The organism is Chryseobacterium sp. (genome assembly GCF_008014695.1).
GTDB lineage: Bacteria > Bacteroidota > Bacteroidia > Flavobacteriales > Weeksellaceae > Kaistella.
Genome location: NZ_VOXE01000002.1, coordinates 160,985 through 175,910 on the forward strand (window position 1 = coordinate 160,985; position 14,926 = coordinate 175,910).

Here is a 14,926-nt window from a genome sequence, read left to right on the forward strand (position 1 = left end):
TTAACCATTAATTTTTCTTTTTAACTCCGGAATTATTCTCAACAGGAACCCAGACACTTACATTTCCCGCAGGCACAGGAAAATTTCCCCACCCGTTTTCATCAATGGTCACGGAATCGGGAAACCAACCGACAAAATCATAGAATTGTTGGCCGGCATACCGTGTACCCATTTCCATCGGTTTCTGGTATGCATCTTTATTGCTTAGAACCACAGCACAGCCACTGTGTTCACCATCACCTTCCCGGGTCCAGCCCAGGCAGTTCGCGTCCTCGAAATAATCGCGCTGCATTCCGTAGGCAAAATGTTTGCGTGCGTGTAGAAGTTCTTCGATTTTCGGAACTTTCTGCAGGAATATTTCCTGTTCGTTCCCTTCTTTGTCTTTATCGGTATAATGTGCGCCGTATAAATCAGGATAAAAAACGCACGGATAGCCGCTCTCTCTCAGCAAAATCAGTGCATAGGCCAACGGTTTGAACCATCCCTCGACAGGCGCTTCAAGATCCTGTAGCGGCTGAGTATCGTGATTGTCGACTACCGTAACGGAAAGAACAGGATTCTTCAGTGTTAAAGTTTCGTCGAAGATGGTGCGTAAATCATAATTGCTGCCTTCCTTCGATGCTTTAAAAAAATTATGCTGGAGCGAGGAGTCGAAAAGGCTCATACTTCCCTCAGTAGCATCGATATATTCCTGCAGAAGATGCACTTCACCGGGTGACCAGTATTCCCCAACGGCAAAAATATTCTTACCGGTATTTGCCCGTAAAGTATGGAGCCATTCGCGGTAGAAATCGGGCGACTGGTGTTTGATGGCGTCAAGACGGACTCCGTCAAAATGAATCTGGTCGTGGTACCATTTTCCCCAGTAATTCAGTTCTTCGCGCACGAATGGATTCCGGTGGTCCACATCATTGTACATGAGATAATCATAATTTCCTTTCTCATCGGCAATCATGTCTTCCCAGCCGTGGCCGTAATCATTGATGATCTGGAAGATTCCTTCTTCACCTTCAGCATAGTCCACTCCCGAAAAACACTGGAAATTCCACTGGAAATCTGAATATTGGGAACCTCTTCCGGGGAACGTAAACTTGGTGTAACTTTCAATTTCGTAAGGTTCGGTAAGGTTTTGGAGTCGGTTTTCCGGATTTACTTTTACGGCGTGGAACCTTTCTGTTTCATCGCCGCCGGCTTTATGATTGAGAACAATATCTGCAATTACCGAAAAGCCCTTTTGCTGTAAAGTTTTGCAGCAACTGATGTACTGTTCTTTCGTACCATATTTGGTAGCAACGGTTCCCTTCTGATCAAATTCTCCTAAATCAAACAGGTCGTAAGGGTCGTAACCTACCGAATAACCGCCTCCTGCAGCCTTATAAGCCGGAGGAAACCAAAGGGCTGTAATTCCCAGATCTTTCAGGTCATCTGATTTTTCAACCGCTTCATCATATAGTTTTGAATTTCCTTCGGAATACCAGTGGAAAAACTGCATCATGGTCGCATTCATAGTAAGAATTTTAGTCAAACGAAGTTAGCAAAAATCATCCCGAAAGTGTTCCAGGTAGAATTGCAAATATGGAAACATGTAGGAGCCGGTTTTATAAGGAGGTGCTGAACTGCAAAGGCTAGTTAGAGATGCCGAATTTTTTAACTTCCACTTTCTTTTCGCGGACTTTCAGGAGAAAATTCTGCAGGGTTTTTACAGTGCCTTCTTCAGCCTTAACATTCTGTAGATTTTCATCAACATACACATTTTTCTGCAGCACCTTTGCATCAATGGAAACCTCGTAATCTCCCAAAGGCACATATGCAGTATATTCACCTTTTGCATCGGTATAGAAGGTGAAAATCCTGCCAAACTGATTTTTAAAAATTATAGGCATACCAGCGAGAATTTCAGGAATTTCGTATTGGGTTTTGGAAGTTTTCTGGTATGCTATTTTCCCTTTTATCGTACTGGTCTTCTGGAAAGGGACAGTGAGGAAAACCTCTTTCCTGTCAACTTTAACCAACTGGTCTTCGGTAAACCATTTTTCCTCCATCGATTTTACAGTGTAATCAGCATAGGGAAGTTTTCGGTAACGCACACTTCCATCAGCGTCTGAAACAAAGATAGTGTTGTTTATTTTAATTTTAACATTTGAAGCAGGACGGTCATTATCAACATCATAAACATTGTTATTGTTAAGATCATAAAAGACAAAAATCTTCATCTGCCCGTTTTTATAATTTACATTCTCTTCACCAAAGGTGGGTAAATCCTGATTGATGCCTATTTGGTAATAGGTGGTCGCAGATGTTACATCTGCTTTTATGAATTTATTGTAATTAATATTAGCGAAAAGTCTCGTTGCCCGCAGGGCATGGTAATCTAAGCTGGAATTGAAAGAAATGCTTGTTCCGAACTGATTGTCGTAATTTCCAAGTGTGCTCAACACTATACTTAACTTATCCTGAAGCATATTGAATCGGTAACTTGCTATGGCAGAGATCTTCCTGGAATCTGCCCTGATCTCATTATTGACATTTCCTTCATATAGCATAAAATTCCCTTCCTGATAATTGGTACTCAGCATTAAATCAGAGTGGTACCAGTTGGCCTGAAGCCTGTAAATGTATTTGAGGTCTGAAAAACCAGGATAATAGGAAAAACCCTGTGAATAAAGCAGGCTGATTCTGTTCTTGTTGTTAATTGCATTGTAATTAAGGGCTGAATTAAGGAGTGCTGCCCTGTAACTGATGGTGGTTTTTACGAAATTGGGACCTAAAAAGATATCCGATTGTTCATCCATCCCCTGTGTGGTTACACTCATCTTCGCTCTCCTGCTGAGGGAGAAGTTACCTCCGAATTCTATTTTCATTCTTTTCGATAAGGTATTGAAATCATAAAGCGGATCTATATTTTTTGGCTCATAAACATTGAGGTTGTAATTGCCAAATAGACTGAATTTATCAAATTCCCTTGAAATTCGTTGTTCAAAAACTGTACTTCCTTTTTTTATCCCAGGGTAATATCCGCTGCTGTAAAAATTGTTTGAACTGAAAATATAGCGGTTCCATTTTTTGTAGTATGTAAGTCCCAGTGCAACAGAAGGCTTAGCGTTTTCTGGGATGGTAGGAGACTGAGCGTATCCGTACCCCAGGTCCACACTGTACACCGTGTTGTTCTCCTTATTGTATTGGTAGCTGTTCTTTATGATCAGGCTTTTCTGAAAAGGGTCATTGTCTATAACCGCCGCACTTTCGAGTATTCTTTTCTCATCGAAACTGTATGACGATTGGGCGTATGCAGCATAACCCCTGGGTGAATTGTGAAGCGGTAACGGATCAAGAAGATTGTAATTCTTTTCCAAAACTCCCATTTTAATTCCTAATTTACCCACTTCAGGGGCACCATAAAAAACTTCTGCACCTCTTCCGATTAAATTCAAGTCCAGCTCGCTGGTACTGATGTTCCCCAGTTGAATACCGAGGTTCCGATGTTCTACTTTGAGCCACGTATTCTGCATTAGCAGTTTTGTGTCCAGATTCTGGAAGTAACCTCCGTTTAAATTCAGGGTGGCTTTTATGGAACCCAGGTTAAATTCTGACCGCAGGTCGAGATTTTCGGATGCGCCGAATTTAGAGAAGGGATTATTGGCCGTTATGGAGATATGGTTGGCAGTGGACCGCTGCAGATATTGGTTGAGGTTCAGTGGATCAATATATCTTCTGCTTCCGAGTGCGTTTTGTACAATGACTACGGCATTGCCAAAAAACTCTTTATTGCTGTTTCTGCCCGCGATATTTACCACAAAAAGTTCCATTCTCAGTAGGTTTTTGTCGATAATCTGGGAAAATACGACCTCTTTCTCTGTGAAGGGTTCTAAGGTTGTTTTCTTTTTTATCGCAATCTCGCTGCCAAAATTTTGAGGAAAAGTAGCCGTAAGGTCAACTTCTTCCGTCTGATTGCCACTGTTGTACACCTGAGTGGAGATTCTCAGGGAATCACCAACCTGGTGGATTAAGACCTGTGGTTCGTTTGCAATAATCCTTAAATTCCGCTTTAACTTAATTTCCAAAGCAGTTTCTGCCGTCGCAATAGCTGATTTATTCTTAGCGATGAGGGTAGAGGTTATGGTAGAAATTCCTGAGGGCTGCTTTTTATCAATAAATATTTTTAAGGGAAAGAACATTTTTTCTCCTGCACTGAGTGTTAAAGAAATATCGTTGTTTAATATCCTTACTCCTTTATCTGATTCGCATACCAGTTGAAGATGTTGTTCCGCATCAGTATTGTTCTGTATTTTTAGCAACAAGCTGAACATTTCCTCGTTCAGAGCCTCAATACTTTGTTCGGTTTCTATGCTAACTCCAACATTCTGGGAAAAGCAGAGCATTGATCCAAGGATCATTAAAAAAGATGTTATTTTCGTAAAAAATCCCAAAACTATTGTGGCATTATCCCAATAATAAGTGTACCTGAATACTGTTCGTAAGACCTGTTGATGAATCTGATATCTGCAGGCTGGGTATAATAGGTCATGTCATATGATTTGCTGCCGGTATGCACAGAATTGGTAAGAATGGTCTGCAGGTTTGTCGATAAATTGATGTTACCCGTTCCAACACTGGTTCCCGCGTTTTTTACACTAAGGTTGATAGAATTAACCGGCAGTGTTTTATTGGTAGGGCTGGTAAGGTCCGTATTTAAGGCACCAATCTGTACAATATAAGGAGTGTTTGAAAAAGTGGAAAATGCGCTGTTAATGGTTTTAGTGACGCCGTTGTCATAATCAGACTTCGTCTTAAACTCCATCAGCACACTTTTGGCGGCGGCACTTAGTGAGATACCGTAGCTGGGGGAACTGGGCGGAAAGTCATTCGGATGGATTTGCATAGGAAAACTAAAAGGTTTGCTGTCTTTTATAGTTCCCTGTCTGTCCCTTACCTCCATGATCAGGTTTACAGTATAGTTATTCCAGGAAATAAGTGGAGCCAGATACGCACCACCGTCTATGATAAGATTGTAGTTGAAGGTAATAGAGAAATACGCAGTGCTTGTTAGGCTGTACGTAGGGCTGCTCTGAAAAGATTTATTTGACGTTGCAAAAACCAAAGGCGTTGTTACCAGGCCAAGGTTAGTATTCGTAGGGGTGCCACTTGGCGGGGTACCTGCATATGTGAAATTATTGAACTGGAACTTCAGCTTGTTAGCCGGAAATACATCGGTTCCGTTGCTGATGGTTCCGTTTACCCGAAACCTGACTGACCAATTGTTTCTCATCTGAGTATCTGATCCCTGCACGGCCAGCAATATGGTAGTGTGGTTGTTGATCACCGCGCCGTTATAGCTGGTAAGTGAGGCAAATCCGCTGGAGTAGGGCGTTATAGTAACAGGCTGTGCAGCAAGCCCTGTACAGAAGAGTAGAAATAAATATGTGAAAAATCTATTCATTGATGAATGTTAACTCCGCCATTTTTATGGTGTCGTCGTCACCATATGAGAAGGTAGAATTTGCGATATATTTGCCGGTTTTCAAACCTTGGGGAAGAGGGATGTGAACATTTCTCTTATCTTTCGGCATGGTATAAATCGGTACATCTGGCAGTTTATATTTGGTTCCGTCTTTTTGATTGACCATTTCGGTAATCACCGTTCCATCTGTCCAGATATTGCCTTTATTTTCAATAACCAGTTCCAGGTTCTTTGTTTTTTTATCAAAATTATAATCAATAAAATCTACATCCGCATTCATCGCCTCATTGTACCGATGGTAAATCTTGACTCCGGAACGTAAACTGATGTTTACAAGCGCCCCTTTTTCATTATACGATTCCACAGGATTGGTCTGGGTAATAAAGAGCAGGGCGGTGTGAACATCCAGCGAGTCAAATCTTTTTGCAGGAGGGGTAACCGTCACGGTCAGTTCCTGCGATTCACCTGCTGCCAAGGTGAGGTAAGTTGAAGGCTTAATGGAGATCCATTGTGAGCAGGAATTGGATAGGGTACCCGGTTCAGCCATTATGTTGGTTCCTTCGGCATCGTACTCCCAGTCATTAAGGGACACCGTTAAAGTTAGAGAAGTGGTCTTGCTTGAATTGGAGACCGTAATCTTGTTCACGGTACTCTCACCGGCCGCTGAAGTATAATAGTTGCGCGGAGGATTTACTGTGAGTCCTACCTGAGCTTTAAAAAGGACGGAAGCGGTTAATAGGATGATGAAGGATAAGAATTTGGCTTGACTTTTCATTATAATTAAAAAAGACAATTTAAGATTTCCTAAATTGTCTTAAAGAAGTTAAAAAAGGAAAATTATTTCGCTGCAATAGTATAGGTTACAGTAGTGGTATAATCTGCATGGGCACCTTGTGCTGCAGAATACTTGTCCATATATGCGCCTGCTCCAAGAGCACCATATTTAATGTCGAAGTTTTTATTAAAACCTCCAGTAGAACTGTCGATGATTGTAGAAGCCGTTGTGCCAAGGGTTTTAGCAGTTAAAGTGGCTCCACTTAAAGTGTTTGTTGTTCCGGCAGTTGGCGTAATGGTAATATCACTTGCAGGAATACTGTTAATCGAATTTGTTAACGTAGTTGTAGATGAAGCAACGGTCACGGTAAATCCTCCGGTACTGTAAATCTTCAAATGATCAGGATTTGATACTGATACACCGTCGGTATAGTTAGCTGCAGTGGTATAGTCTAGATTTACCGGTTTTTGCAGCGGGTTAATTACGATGGTCTGAATTGGATAAAGACGCACGTTTAATGTTACGTTGTCTGTACTGGTTTGGGCATTTAAACTCATGGACACCAGTCCCAGGACAAATGCAAGTAATAAAGCTGTTTTTTTCATAATTATGATATTTTTTAGTTAATATTTGGTTGTGAAAGAAGTTGAATTACCGGTCTTTTGATGAGGCAAAGGTAAGTCGCTGAAATATTAATTAAATTATTAAATACAACAAAAAAGCTATGCGAATGTTACATAACTTTTTTGCGGATTTATATAATTATGATTTGACAATCCTCTGGGATATAATAATTTTCGCTAAGTAGCTGGGCTTTAACAGGAGAGAAGTTGTTATGAGGATAACAAATGATAAAAAATGTAGTCCAGCTTATATTAAAAAAGACAATTTAGGTATTCCCAAATTGTCTTAAAGATTTTTTTAAAAAGAGTGATTATTTAGCAGCAATGGTGTAAGTGACCGTTGTGGTATAATCTGCATGAGCACCTTGGGCCGCAGAATATTTGTTCATATATGCACCTGCTCCAAGAGCACCATATTTAATGTCGAAATTCTTATTGAAACCTCCAACAGAACTGTCGATGATTGTAGAGGCTGTTGTACCAAGGGTTTTAGCGGTTAAAGTGGCTCCGGCTAAAGTGTTTGTTGTTCCGGCCGTTGGCGTAACAGTAATGTCACTCGCAGGAATACTGCCGAGGGTATTGGTTAATGTGGTTGTAGATGAAGCAACGGTAACGGTAAAACCTCCGGTACTGTAAATCTTCAAATGATCAGGATTTGATACTGATACACCGTCGGTATAGTTAGCTGCAGTGGTATAGTCCAGATTTACCGGTTTTTGCAGCGGGTTGATTACGATGGTCTGGATTGGATAAAGACGCACGTTTAATGTTACGTTATCTGTACTCGTTTGTGCGCTTAAGCTAATTGAAGATAATCCTAATAAGAATGTGAAGAATAAAATTGTTTTTTTCATAATAATTATTTTTTTTCAGTTTATAAATTGATTGGTGCTTATTGTGTTTCTTTGAGATGGCAAAAGTAATATGCATTGAAACAGAGAACCCTATTAAATACAACAAAAAAGTTATGTAAAGATTACATAACTTTTTTGGCGTATTATATAATTTTCATATATAATTTATATCTTCATAAATGAATGTGTAATTTTATAAATGTATAAAATCTACTTCTGGAGTGGTTGAATTCGCATTGGTTCTAAATTCACGGGGGGTATAGCCAGTGTGTTTTTTAAAGAAATTATGAAAATTAGACTCTTCAGAGAAGCCTATGTTCTGGCTGATGTTTTTAATTGGAACTGCCGAACCCCTCAGCATAATTTTTGCCTGCTCAAGCGCTTTACCCGTAATGAATTTTTTTGCAGAGCAGCCGTAAATGGCTTGCACAGCATTGTCCAGGCTTCTTTTGGTAATATTCATCTGATCCGAATAATGATTCATATTGAAGACGAAATTCGGCTCATTTGAGATTAAAAGTACAAACTCATCCGCAATCTTCTTCTCAAAAGTATTTTTTGTGCTTTCTTCCAGGGTGGGATCGCTATCAACCAAGCTTCGGATTAAAACGAACTCAATAAAATTAATAACGATGTTTTTCTTAAGAAGTTTATTGATGTTTTTTTCCTGAAATGGTTTATAGTAATGGTTGATAAGTTGATGATAAGGAAGGAAATCATTTTTTATCTTTAGTCCGCCCGTCTTTTTGAAGAAGATTCCTTTCTCTATTTGATAAAGAAATTCGAGACGGTTAACAAATAGCTCAATCTTAAACCAGAATATTACTGCACTGTTAAAACTTTCCTTTATCTGAAACCGGCTGTTTGGCGGAATAAAATAGAATGATTCAGGTTCAATGTGAACTTCCTCTTCTAAAATATTAATTTTAACATCATCCAAAGCAGAGTATATAATGGAATAACCGGAATAGTCAATCTGATAATGAAATTCGTTGGAATTAACTAAACGGTAAATGGCCCAATCTCTGAATGTTTTTTTTTGCATGGTCGTACTAATTCTACAAATATAGTAAAAAACAATTAAAAATAAAAGTTTATCACCGTATAATCAGTAAAATAGCCCTTATATTAGTGATACGGTAATAAAATTTACAGCTCAATAAAAATTCTCAAATGGGATTTTTAGCTGTACCGACACGTGTTTTTTCTCCTGTGTATTGAGTCCTGCAAGAGACAGGCCAAGTAAGCGTACCGGCTTGTCAAAAGGTCGAAGTTGCCATAACTTTTTTGCATTTTTATAAAAGTCAGTTGCATCAGAAAAATATTCATCCTGAGTTTTACTTCGGGTAAACACCGTAAAATCGCTGTATTTAATTTTAAGAGTCAGAGATTTACCTTTTATTTCTTTTTTACTGAGTCTTTTCTCCAGTTCTGCACTGATGATCTCCAGTTGCGCAGAAACCGATTCTTCATCCAGAAGGTTATCCCAGAATGTTTCTTCCACGCCCACACTTTTCTGGATGCGGTGTGGTTTTACTTCACTTTTATGAATTCCTCGCACAACATGGTAATAATAATTACCGGATTTTCCGAAAAGCTGAATCAGTTCCTCCAATGTTTTTTTCTTTAAATCAGAACCTTTATAGATATGCATTTCGTGCATTCTGTTGGCAGTAACTTTCCCAATGCCAAAGAACTTCTCAATCGGCAGTTCCTCCATAAATTTCAGGATTTGTGAAGGGTGAATGGTCTTCTGGCCGTTCGGTTTGTTGTAGTCTGATGCAACTTTTGCCAGAAATTTATTCACCGAAATTCCCGCAGAAGCAGTAAGGCCGGTTTCCGTAAAAATTCTTCGGCGGATTTCCCTTGCAATCTCGTTGGCCGACTCCATATTCTTTTTGTTCTCGGTCACATCCAGATAAGCTTCATCCAGTGATAAAGGCTCTACCAGATCGGTATACTCATAAAAAATATCCCGTATCTGGCGCGAGATTTCTTTGTACCGCTGAAACCGTGGCTTTACTACAATCAGATGCGGGCATTTTTCCAGAGCCATTCTTCCGGGCATGGCAGAGCGGATTCCGTATTTCCTTGCTTCGTAACTGGCCGCAGCTACCACGCCGTAATGTCCCCCGCCAACGCAAACCGGTTTTCCTTGCAGTTCCGGGTGGTCATGCTGTTCCACAGAAGCATAAAATGCATCCATATCCACATGAATAATTTTCCGGTCCGGCAACATGAAACAAAATTATTAAATTAAAATTTTAAAAAAGTACGAGCTTCTATTGATATTTTCTTTTAAATAAAAAGTGAAGAATAATGACGGAAAAACAATAATTTTATAAAAAAATAACCATGAGCAGTTACGAAACAGTTGAGCAGCATTTCCGCTTCTTAGGCCCCGATTTTTTAAAGGAACTCAATGAATATGGTTTGGTCAGGAGTTTCGAAGCCCGTACTGAACTCATGGTGGAGGGTCAGAATGTCAAATTCATTCCAATCGTGATAAGCGGCCTCGTAAAAGTGTATTCCATGACCGGGGAACGCGAGCTTCTGCATTATTTTGTAAAGCCTGAACAGAGTTGCATAATGACTTTTTCCACTTTATTCAGTGAGGGCAAAAGCAAAATTTTTGCATGTACCGAAGAACCTTCTGATGTACTGTTGCTGCCTGCAGATCAGGTGTTACGGTGGATTCTTAAGTATCCAGGAATCAACCGCTTTTTTTACCGGGAGTATGATCTGCGTTATGGTGAAATGATGGAAAGTGTTAACAAAGTCATCTTTTACCGTTTGGACAAAAGGGTTATGGATTATCTCCAGAGTAAAGTGGAAATCACCGGCAAAAACCCGGTGAAAATCTCCCATAAAGAAATTGCCAATAATCTCGGAACCGCACGCGAAGTGGTGAGCAGAATCCTCAAAAAATTTGAGCACGAAGGCAATGTACGACAATCTCCGTTGGGGATCGAGGTGCTTCCGCGCGTGTGACTTTAGTCACTTTTTGTTAGGTTTTTTATCTATAATTTTGTTTGGTATCATCAAAGCTAAACCAAAAACATATGGATGTAAAAATTTATTTATTTGTTCTTATTTTCACCGGATTCTCTGTTTTTGCTCAGGAAGATTTACTGAAGGAGATAGATACTGCATCAGCCTCTCAGGATTACCAGCCAAGCTTCAAAGCGCTGCAGGTCGTAACGGGGCAGTCAACAAAAATGGCGGCCAAAAAGGAGTTTTACGTTGATATTTCTCACCGTTTCGGGGATGTGAGCGACGGATTTAAAAGTTTCTTCGGTTTGGATCATGCCACTACAAAATTGGGAGTAATTTACGGACTCACCGATGGGGTTTCACTGCATGTTTCCCGCCATACCTACCAGAAAACCTATGAGTTCGGGGCAAAATACCGCCTTCTGAAACAGGTTGGTAATTCGCCTTTTGATGTCGTAGGCTATAATGTTCTGGACATCAATTCGGAACTTCATAAAGATAATTATCCCGGCATAAAGTTTAATGACCGGTTGGCATACGTTTCACAACTCTTGATATCCAGACGGTTTTCCGAGGAATTCAGTTTGCAGCTCACCCCCAGTTTTATCCATAAAAATCTCATCAACCCTCTAGTTGAAAATGAAAATATGTTTTCTGCCGGAATGGGCGGGCGGTATAAAATTTCAAAAAGAGTCTCCCTTAACGCTGAATATTTTCTGAATTTCGAAAACAGGAATTATTATAAAAATCCGCTTTCAGTGGGGATGGATATTGATACAGGAGGTCATGTTTTTCAACTGGTTTTTACAAATTCCCAACCCATTACAGAAACAGGTTATCTTACCAATGCTACCGGCGACTGGGCGAAAGGGCATTTCTTTTTCGGATTTAATTTATACAGGGTTTTTTAATACTGAACGATGAAAAATTTAATTAAAATAGCGCTTTTTGCCGCAGCACTTTCTTCCGTTAGTTGTGAGACCAGAACTTATGAAGAGATTTCAGAGTCCACTCCTCTTCCTGCTATGGTAACTTTCACTCAGGACATTAAACCCATTATTGACAATAACTGTGTGGTTTGTCATTCCCCTAATGGCGCATCTGCATTTTTCCCGCTTACGGATTACACTCTTATTAAAAACGCTATTGATGATATTCTGGACCGGATCCAGAGACCAGCCGGAGATCCGCTTAAAATGCCGCAGGGCGGAAGCCTCTCTCCCGCTCAGATTGAAATCATAAAAAAATGGAAAACCGATGGCCTTCAACAGTAATTAAAAAATATCAAATGAAAAATCTTATAATCATAGCGTTTCTTTTGGTGGCGAATTTTACATTCTCCCAGAAATATCTCACCAAAACAGGAAATGTGCATTTCGAAGCTTCCGTTCCTCTTTTTGAGGATGTTGATGCCTTAAACACTACTGTTGTAGCGGTATTGAACGCCGACAGTGGGGATATTGCCGTTATTGCAATGACGAAAAAATTTAAATTCAAAGTGGCACTGATGGAAGAACATTTCAATGAAAATTATGCAGAATCCGCGAAATATCCCAAAATCACTTTTACCGGAAAAATTGCAGGTTTTAAAAAGGAAAATCTCACTTCTAGTCCTCAAAACTGCAGTATTTCGGGAACAATGAATTTTCATGGCGTCAATAACAAAGTCAACTCAGCCGCAACTATTTATATCAAAGACGGTAAAATTTTTCTATCCGGAAAATTCGTGGCGAAACCGGCGGATTATCAGGTAACTATTCCTAAAGTGGTGACGAAGAAAATCGCAGAAAATGTAAATGTTGAATACAATTTTGAACTCCTAAAACAATGAAAGCTAAATTCCTGATTCTGATTATTCTGATGAACTTCATTTTTCTGAAGTCTCAGGAAAAAAATGTGTTTGATGTGGCCAGAAGCGGAACAGTTGCGGAAATGCAGGACCTGATGAAAAAAAATCCTGACGTTATCAATACCACTAATGAAATGGGTTTCTCGCCTTTAATTTTGGCCTGCTACCGCGGGAATACAGCGGTTGCTGAATTCCTCATTGGCAATGTAAAGGATGTGAATTATAAAAGCCCGGAAGGAACGGCTTTGGCAGGTTTGTGCATCCGTTACAATAAAGAATTAGTTCAGGCACTGCTCCGAAAAAAAGCAGATCCGAATATTGCTGATAACAACGGCACGACACCGCTGATCTGGGCCGTTAAAACAGGAAATGAAGAACTGGTACGGCTTCTTTTAGAAAACAATGCAATAAGAGACCAGCCGGACCATATGGGGATAAAACCTTTTGAATATGCAGTGCAAACCCAAAAAACAAATATTATTAACCTTTTAAAAACCAATTAATATGAAAAGAAAAATTCTACTTATTTTAGGACTCATCGGTGTAAATATTTTAACTTTTGCACAGTACAGTTCAGGTTCTCCAATTGCAGTCGGTGCTATCGGTGTTTCTGTAAAGATGGAGACAACGCCCACGATTGTGAGAATCACGCTGATTGGACCTAGCAACTCCTTTCTGGGCTTAGGGTTCGGAAATCAGGGAATGGCAAATGGTGCGGACGGATTCATCTATAATTCAGCCGCATCAAGAGACTACACTTTCAGTGGTGTTGGAGTCACCCCATCTGCAGATGCAAGCCAGGACTGGACTGTGATTTCAAACACTGTTGCGGGCTCTACCAGAACCGTAGTGGCAACGAGAACGCTTGCCGGCGGTTCTGGAGATACTCCTGTTCCCAATGCAGCCGGAACAATGGACGTGTTTGTAGCCCACGGCGATAATACCCTGGGGCTTTCTTACCATGGCGCCGGAAACCGAGATTACGCAACACTGGGGATGAATTTCGATTCTTCACTGGCAACAGGTGAAGTGGATCTGAATATGGAGAAAAAAATACTGCTCTATCCCAATCCTTCCAAAGGAATTGTTTATCTGAACAGTGCGGAGAAAGTAAAAAGCATTGTATTATATGATACTTCAGGAAGGAAAATTCTGGAACCCAAAATCAAGAATAGCCAGATCGACATTTCCAAACTCAATTCAGGAACCTATTTTATTGAGATTGAAAAAAGTGACGGTGTAAAAGTATTCGAAAAGATTTTAAAACAGTAAAAGTAAAACCTCAAGATTTCTTGAGGTTTTTTTATTTGCTAATTTTTTCTGACATAATTAACAATGGTCTGGTTGAAAACTTCCTTCTGGTCTATGTTTACATTAATGGGCCAGTAATAAACAAGCTCTCTGAGGTAATCAAAAGTTTTCAGCCTTACATAGTCTTTCTCGGTCGTCAGGATAAGTTTGTATTCACCGAGTTTTTTATATTCTTCAATGATTTTCTTGATGTCATCATCCGAGAAGTTATGGTGGTCCTTGAATTTCAGGTGTTTCACCCGCTCCGAAAATTTTGAAAGATGGCTCAGCAGCGGTTTCGGATTGGCGATACCCGTAATCAGCAGAATATCATAATACGCCAGGTTATTGTCGGGCAGAACTTTATCCTTTGAATAAACATTTTCGTCGTAACCGATGCTCGAAAAAAATACTTTCTGGTAATGCTGAGGTTTTATCCTCGAAATGTAATACTGTTTTTTTTCTTCTGTGAGATCATCCGGACATTTGGATACCATAATGATGTGTGCGCGCTCTGCACCGTGGCGGCTTTCGCGGAGATCGCCTGCAGGCAGAAGAAAATCCTTGAAATAAGGATCCTCATAATCGGTCATCAGAATATTGAAACCGGGCTTAATGGCGCGGTGCTGAAAGGCATCATCCAGAATCAGGACGTTCAGGTCCATATCTTCGATCATTTTTTTGGCGCCTGGAACGCGCTCTTCAGAAACACCGATGACGAAACGGTTCTTAAACCTTTCGAAAAGCTGCATCGCCTCATCGCCCACCGTCTTATAATTGCTGTCGTAATTCGTGATTCCATACCCTTTTGTGAGTCTGCCATAACCGCGCGAAAGTACCCCGGTGCGGTACTGGCGCGATAGAAATTCAGCCAGATACATGACCATAGGCGATTTTCCGCTGCCGCCCACCGAAAGGTTTCCGACATTGATGACGGGCGTTTTAAAGGAAGTCGATTTAAAAATTCCCCAGTCATACATTGCGTTTCTTAAAGCTGTTACGAAATGATAACCAAGGGAAAAAGGGTAGAGATACCATCTTTTCATAGGCTGCAAAAATAGCGATTTCCATTATTTTTTTGGT

At 40.1% G+C, this 14,926-nt stretch carries 15 protein-coding genes; 6 read left to right on the forward strand and 9 right to left on the reverse strand.

Features of this window, described 5'->3' with window-relative positions; translation table 11 throughout:
* Positions 1-7 precede the first annotated feature (7 nt).
* From FUA25_RS05170 to dinB, 8 genes are all read right to left on the reverse strand, one after another.
* On the reverse strand, positions 8-1,507 hold the full coding sequence (locus FUA25_RS05170; RefSeq protein ID WP_147755841.1) for an alpha-amylase: 1,500 nt from the start codon (positions 1,505-1,507) through the stop codon (positions 8-10).
* A gap of 118 nt (positions 1,508-1,625) precedes the next feature.
* Positions 1,626-4,394: a hypothetical protein gene (locus FUA25_RS05175; protein WP_228411650.1), complete on the reverse strand. Its 2,769-nt coding sequence runs from the start codon at positions 4,392-4,394 to the stop codon at positions 1,626-1,628.
* Positions 4,395-4,429: 35 nt separating this feature from the next.
* The gene (locus tag FUA25_RS05180; protein ID WP_147755842.1) at positions 4,430-5,437 is read right to left on the reverse strand and encodes a hypothetical protein; all 1,008 of its coding nucleotides are present in this window, start codon (positions 5,435-5,437) and stop codon (positions 4,430-4,432) included.
* Positions 5,430-6,233, reverse strand: coding sequence for a molecular chaperone (locus FUA25_RS05185; protein WP_147755843.1), 804 nt, complete (start codon positions 6,231-6,233; stop codon positions 5,430-5,432). Before FUA25_RS05185 ends, FUA25_RS05180 begins: the two co-directional genes overlap by 8 nt.
* A gap of 62 nt (positions 6,234-6,295) precedes the next feature.
* Positions 6,296-6,838: a hypothetical protein gene (locus FUA25_RS05190; protein ID WP_147755844.1), complete on the reverse strand. Its 543-nt coding sequence runs from the start codon at positions 6,836-6,838 to the stop codon at positions 6,296-6,298.
* Between the two features lie 329 nt (positions 6,839-7,167).
* Complete coding sequence (locus FUA25_RS05195; protein ID WP_147755845.1) at positions 7,168-7,710, reverse strand: hypothetical protein; 543 nt, start codon at positions 7,708-7,710, stop codon at positions 7,168-7,170.
* Positions 7,711-7,903: 193 nt separating this feature from the next.
* Positions 7,904-8,755 carry a helix-turn-helix domain-containing protein gene (locus tag FUA25_RS05200; protein WP_147755846.1) on the reverse strand — a complete coding sequence of 284 codons (852 nt, stop codon included), beginning with the start codon at positions 8,753-8,755 and terminating at the stop codon, positions 7,904-7,906.
* A 111-nt stretch (positions 8,756-8,866) separates the two neighbouring features.
* The gene (gene dinB, locus FUA25_RS05205) at positions 8,867-9,949 is read right to left on the reverse strand and encodes a DNA polymerase IV (RefSeq protein ID WP_147755847.1); all 1,083 of its coding nucleotides are present in this window, start codon (positions 9,947-9,949) and stop codon (positions 8,867-8,869) included.
* A 116-nt stretch (positions 9,950-10,065) separates the two neighbouring features.
* Here dinB and FUA25_RS05210 point away from each other — a divergent pair, with 116 nt between their 5' ends.
* From FUA25_RS05210 to FUA25_RS05235, 6 genes are all read left to right on the forward strand, one after another.
* The gene (locus FUA25_RS05210; RefSeq protein WP_147755848.1) at positions 10,066-10,701 is read left to right on the forward strand and encodes a Crp/Fnr family transcriptional regulator; all 636 of its coding nucleotides are present in this window, start codon (positions 10,066-10,068) and stop codon (positions 10,699-10,701) included.
* Between the two features lie 71 nt (positions 10,702-10,772).
* Positions 10,773-11,615, forward strand: coding sequence for a DUF5777 family beta-barrel protein (locus FUA25_RS05215; RefSeq protein ID WP_147755849.1), 843 nt, complete (start codon positions 10,773-10,775; stop codon positions 11,613-11,615).
* 9 nt (positions 11,616-11,624) lie between these two features.
* Positions 11,625-11,978, forward strand: a complete 354-nt coding sequence (locus FUA25_RS05220; RefSeq protein WP_147755850.1) for a c-type cytochrome — start codon at positions 11,625-11,627, stop codon at positions 11,976-11,978.
* Positions 11,979-11,992: 14 nt separating this feature from the next.
* Complete coding sequence (locus FUA25_RS05225) at positions 11,993-12,535, forward strand: YceI family protein (RefSeq protein ID WP_147755851.1); 543 nt, start codon at positions 11,993-11,995, stop codon at positions 12,533-12,535.
* Positions 12,532-13,056 carry an ankyrin repeat domain-containing protein gene (locus tag FUA25_RS05230; protein ID WP_147755852.1) on the forward strand — a complete coding sequence of 175 codons (525 nt, stop codon included), beginning with the start codon at positions 12,532-12,534 and terminating at the stop codon, positions 13,054-13,056. Before FUA25_RS05225 ends, FUA25_RS05230 begins: the two co-directional genes overlap by 4 nt.
* 1 nt (position 13,057) lies before the next feature.
* Positions 13,058-13,825 carry a T9SS type A sorting domain-containing protein gene (locus FUA25_RS05235; protein WP_147755853.1) on the forward strand — a complete coding sequence of 256 codons (768 nt, stop codon included), beginning with the start codon at positions 13,058-13,060 and terminating at the stop codon, positions 13,823-13,825.
* Positions 13,826-13,863: 38 nt separating this feature from the next.
* On the opposite strand, the gene lpxK is transcribed toward FUA25_RS05235, so the two are convergent.
* Entirely contained in the window at positions 13,864-14,889 is a 1,026-nt protein-coding gene (gene lpxK / locus FUA25_RS05240; RefSeq protein WP_147755854.1) for a tetraacyldisaccharide 4'-kinase, read from the reverse strand.
* Between the last annotated feature and the right edge of the window lie 37 nt (positions 14,890-14,926).

Coding starts and splice junctions, on each gene's coding strand:
- FUA25_RS05195 (WP_147755845.1), bottom strand. CDS start 7,710: ATGAAAAAAACAATTTTATTCTTCACATTCTTATTAGGATTATCTTCA.
- FUA25_RS05170 (WP_147755841.1), bottom strand. CDS start 1,507: ATGAATGCGACCATGATGCAGTTTTTCCACTGGTATTCCGAAGGAAAT.
- FUA25_RS05175 (WP_228411650.1), bottom strand. CDS start 4,394: ATGATCCTTGGATCAATGCTCTGCTTTTCCCAGAATGTTGGAGTTAGC.
- dinB (WP_147755847.1), bottom strand. CDS start 9,949: ATGTTGCCGGACCGGAAAATTATTCATGTGGATATGGATGCATTTTAT.
- FUA25_RS05215 (WP_147755849.1), top strand. CDS start 10,773: ATGGATGTAAAAATTTATTTATTTGTTCTTATTTTCACCGGATTCTCT.
- FUA25_RS05190 (WP_147755844.1), bottom strand. CDS start 6,838: ATGAAAAAAACAGCTTTATTACTTGCATTTGTCCTGGGACTGGTGTCC.
- FUA25_RS05225 (WP_147755851.1), top strand. CDS start 11,993: ATGAAAAATCTTATAATCATAGCGTTTCTTTTGGTGGCGAATTTTACA.
- FUA25_RS05185 (WP_147755843.1), bottom strand. CDS start 6,233: ATGAAAAGTCAAGCCAAATTCTTATCCTTCATCATCCTATTAACCGCT.
- FUA25_RS05210 (WP_147755848.1), top strand. CDS start 10,066: ATGAGCAGTTACGAAACAGTTGAGCAGCATTTCCGCTTCTTAGGCCCC.
- lpxK (WP_147755854.1), bottom strand. CDS start 14,889: ATGAAAAGATGGTATCTCTACCCTTTTTCCCTTGGTTATCATTTCGTA.
- FUA25_RS05235 (WP_147755853.1), top strand. CDS start 13,058: ATGAAAAGAAAAATTCTACTTATTTTAGGACTCATCGGTGTAAATATT.
- FUA25_RS05220 (WP_147755850.1), top strand. CDS start 11,625: ATGAAAAATTTAATTAAAATAGCGCTTTTTGCCGCAGCACTTTCTTCC.
- FUA25_RS05180 (WP_147755842.1), bottom strand. CDS start 5,437: ATGAATAGATTTTTCACATATTTATTTCTACTCTTCTGTACAGGGCTT.
- FUA25_RS05200 (WP_147755846.1), bottom strand. CDS start 8,755: ATGCAAAAAAAAACATTCAGAGATTGGGCCATTTACCGTTTAGTTAAT.
- FUA25_RS05230 (WP_147755852.1), top strand. CDS start 12,532: ATGAAAGCTAAATTCCTGATTCTGATTATTCTGATGAACTTCATTTTT.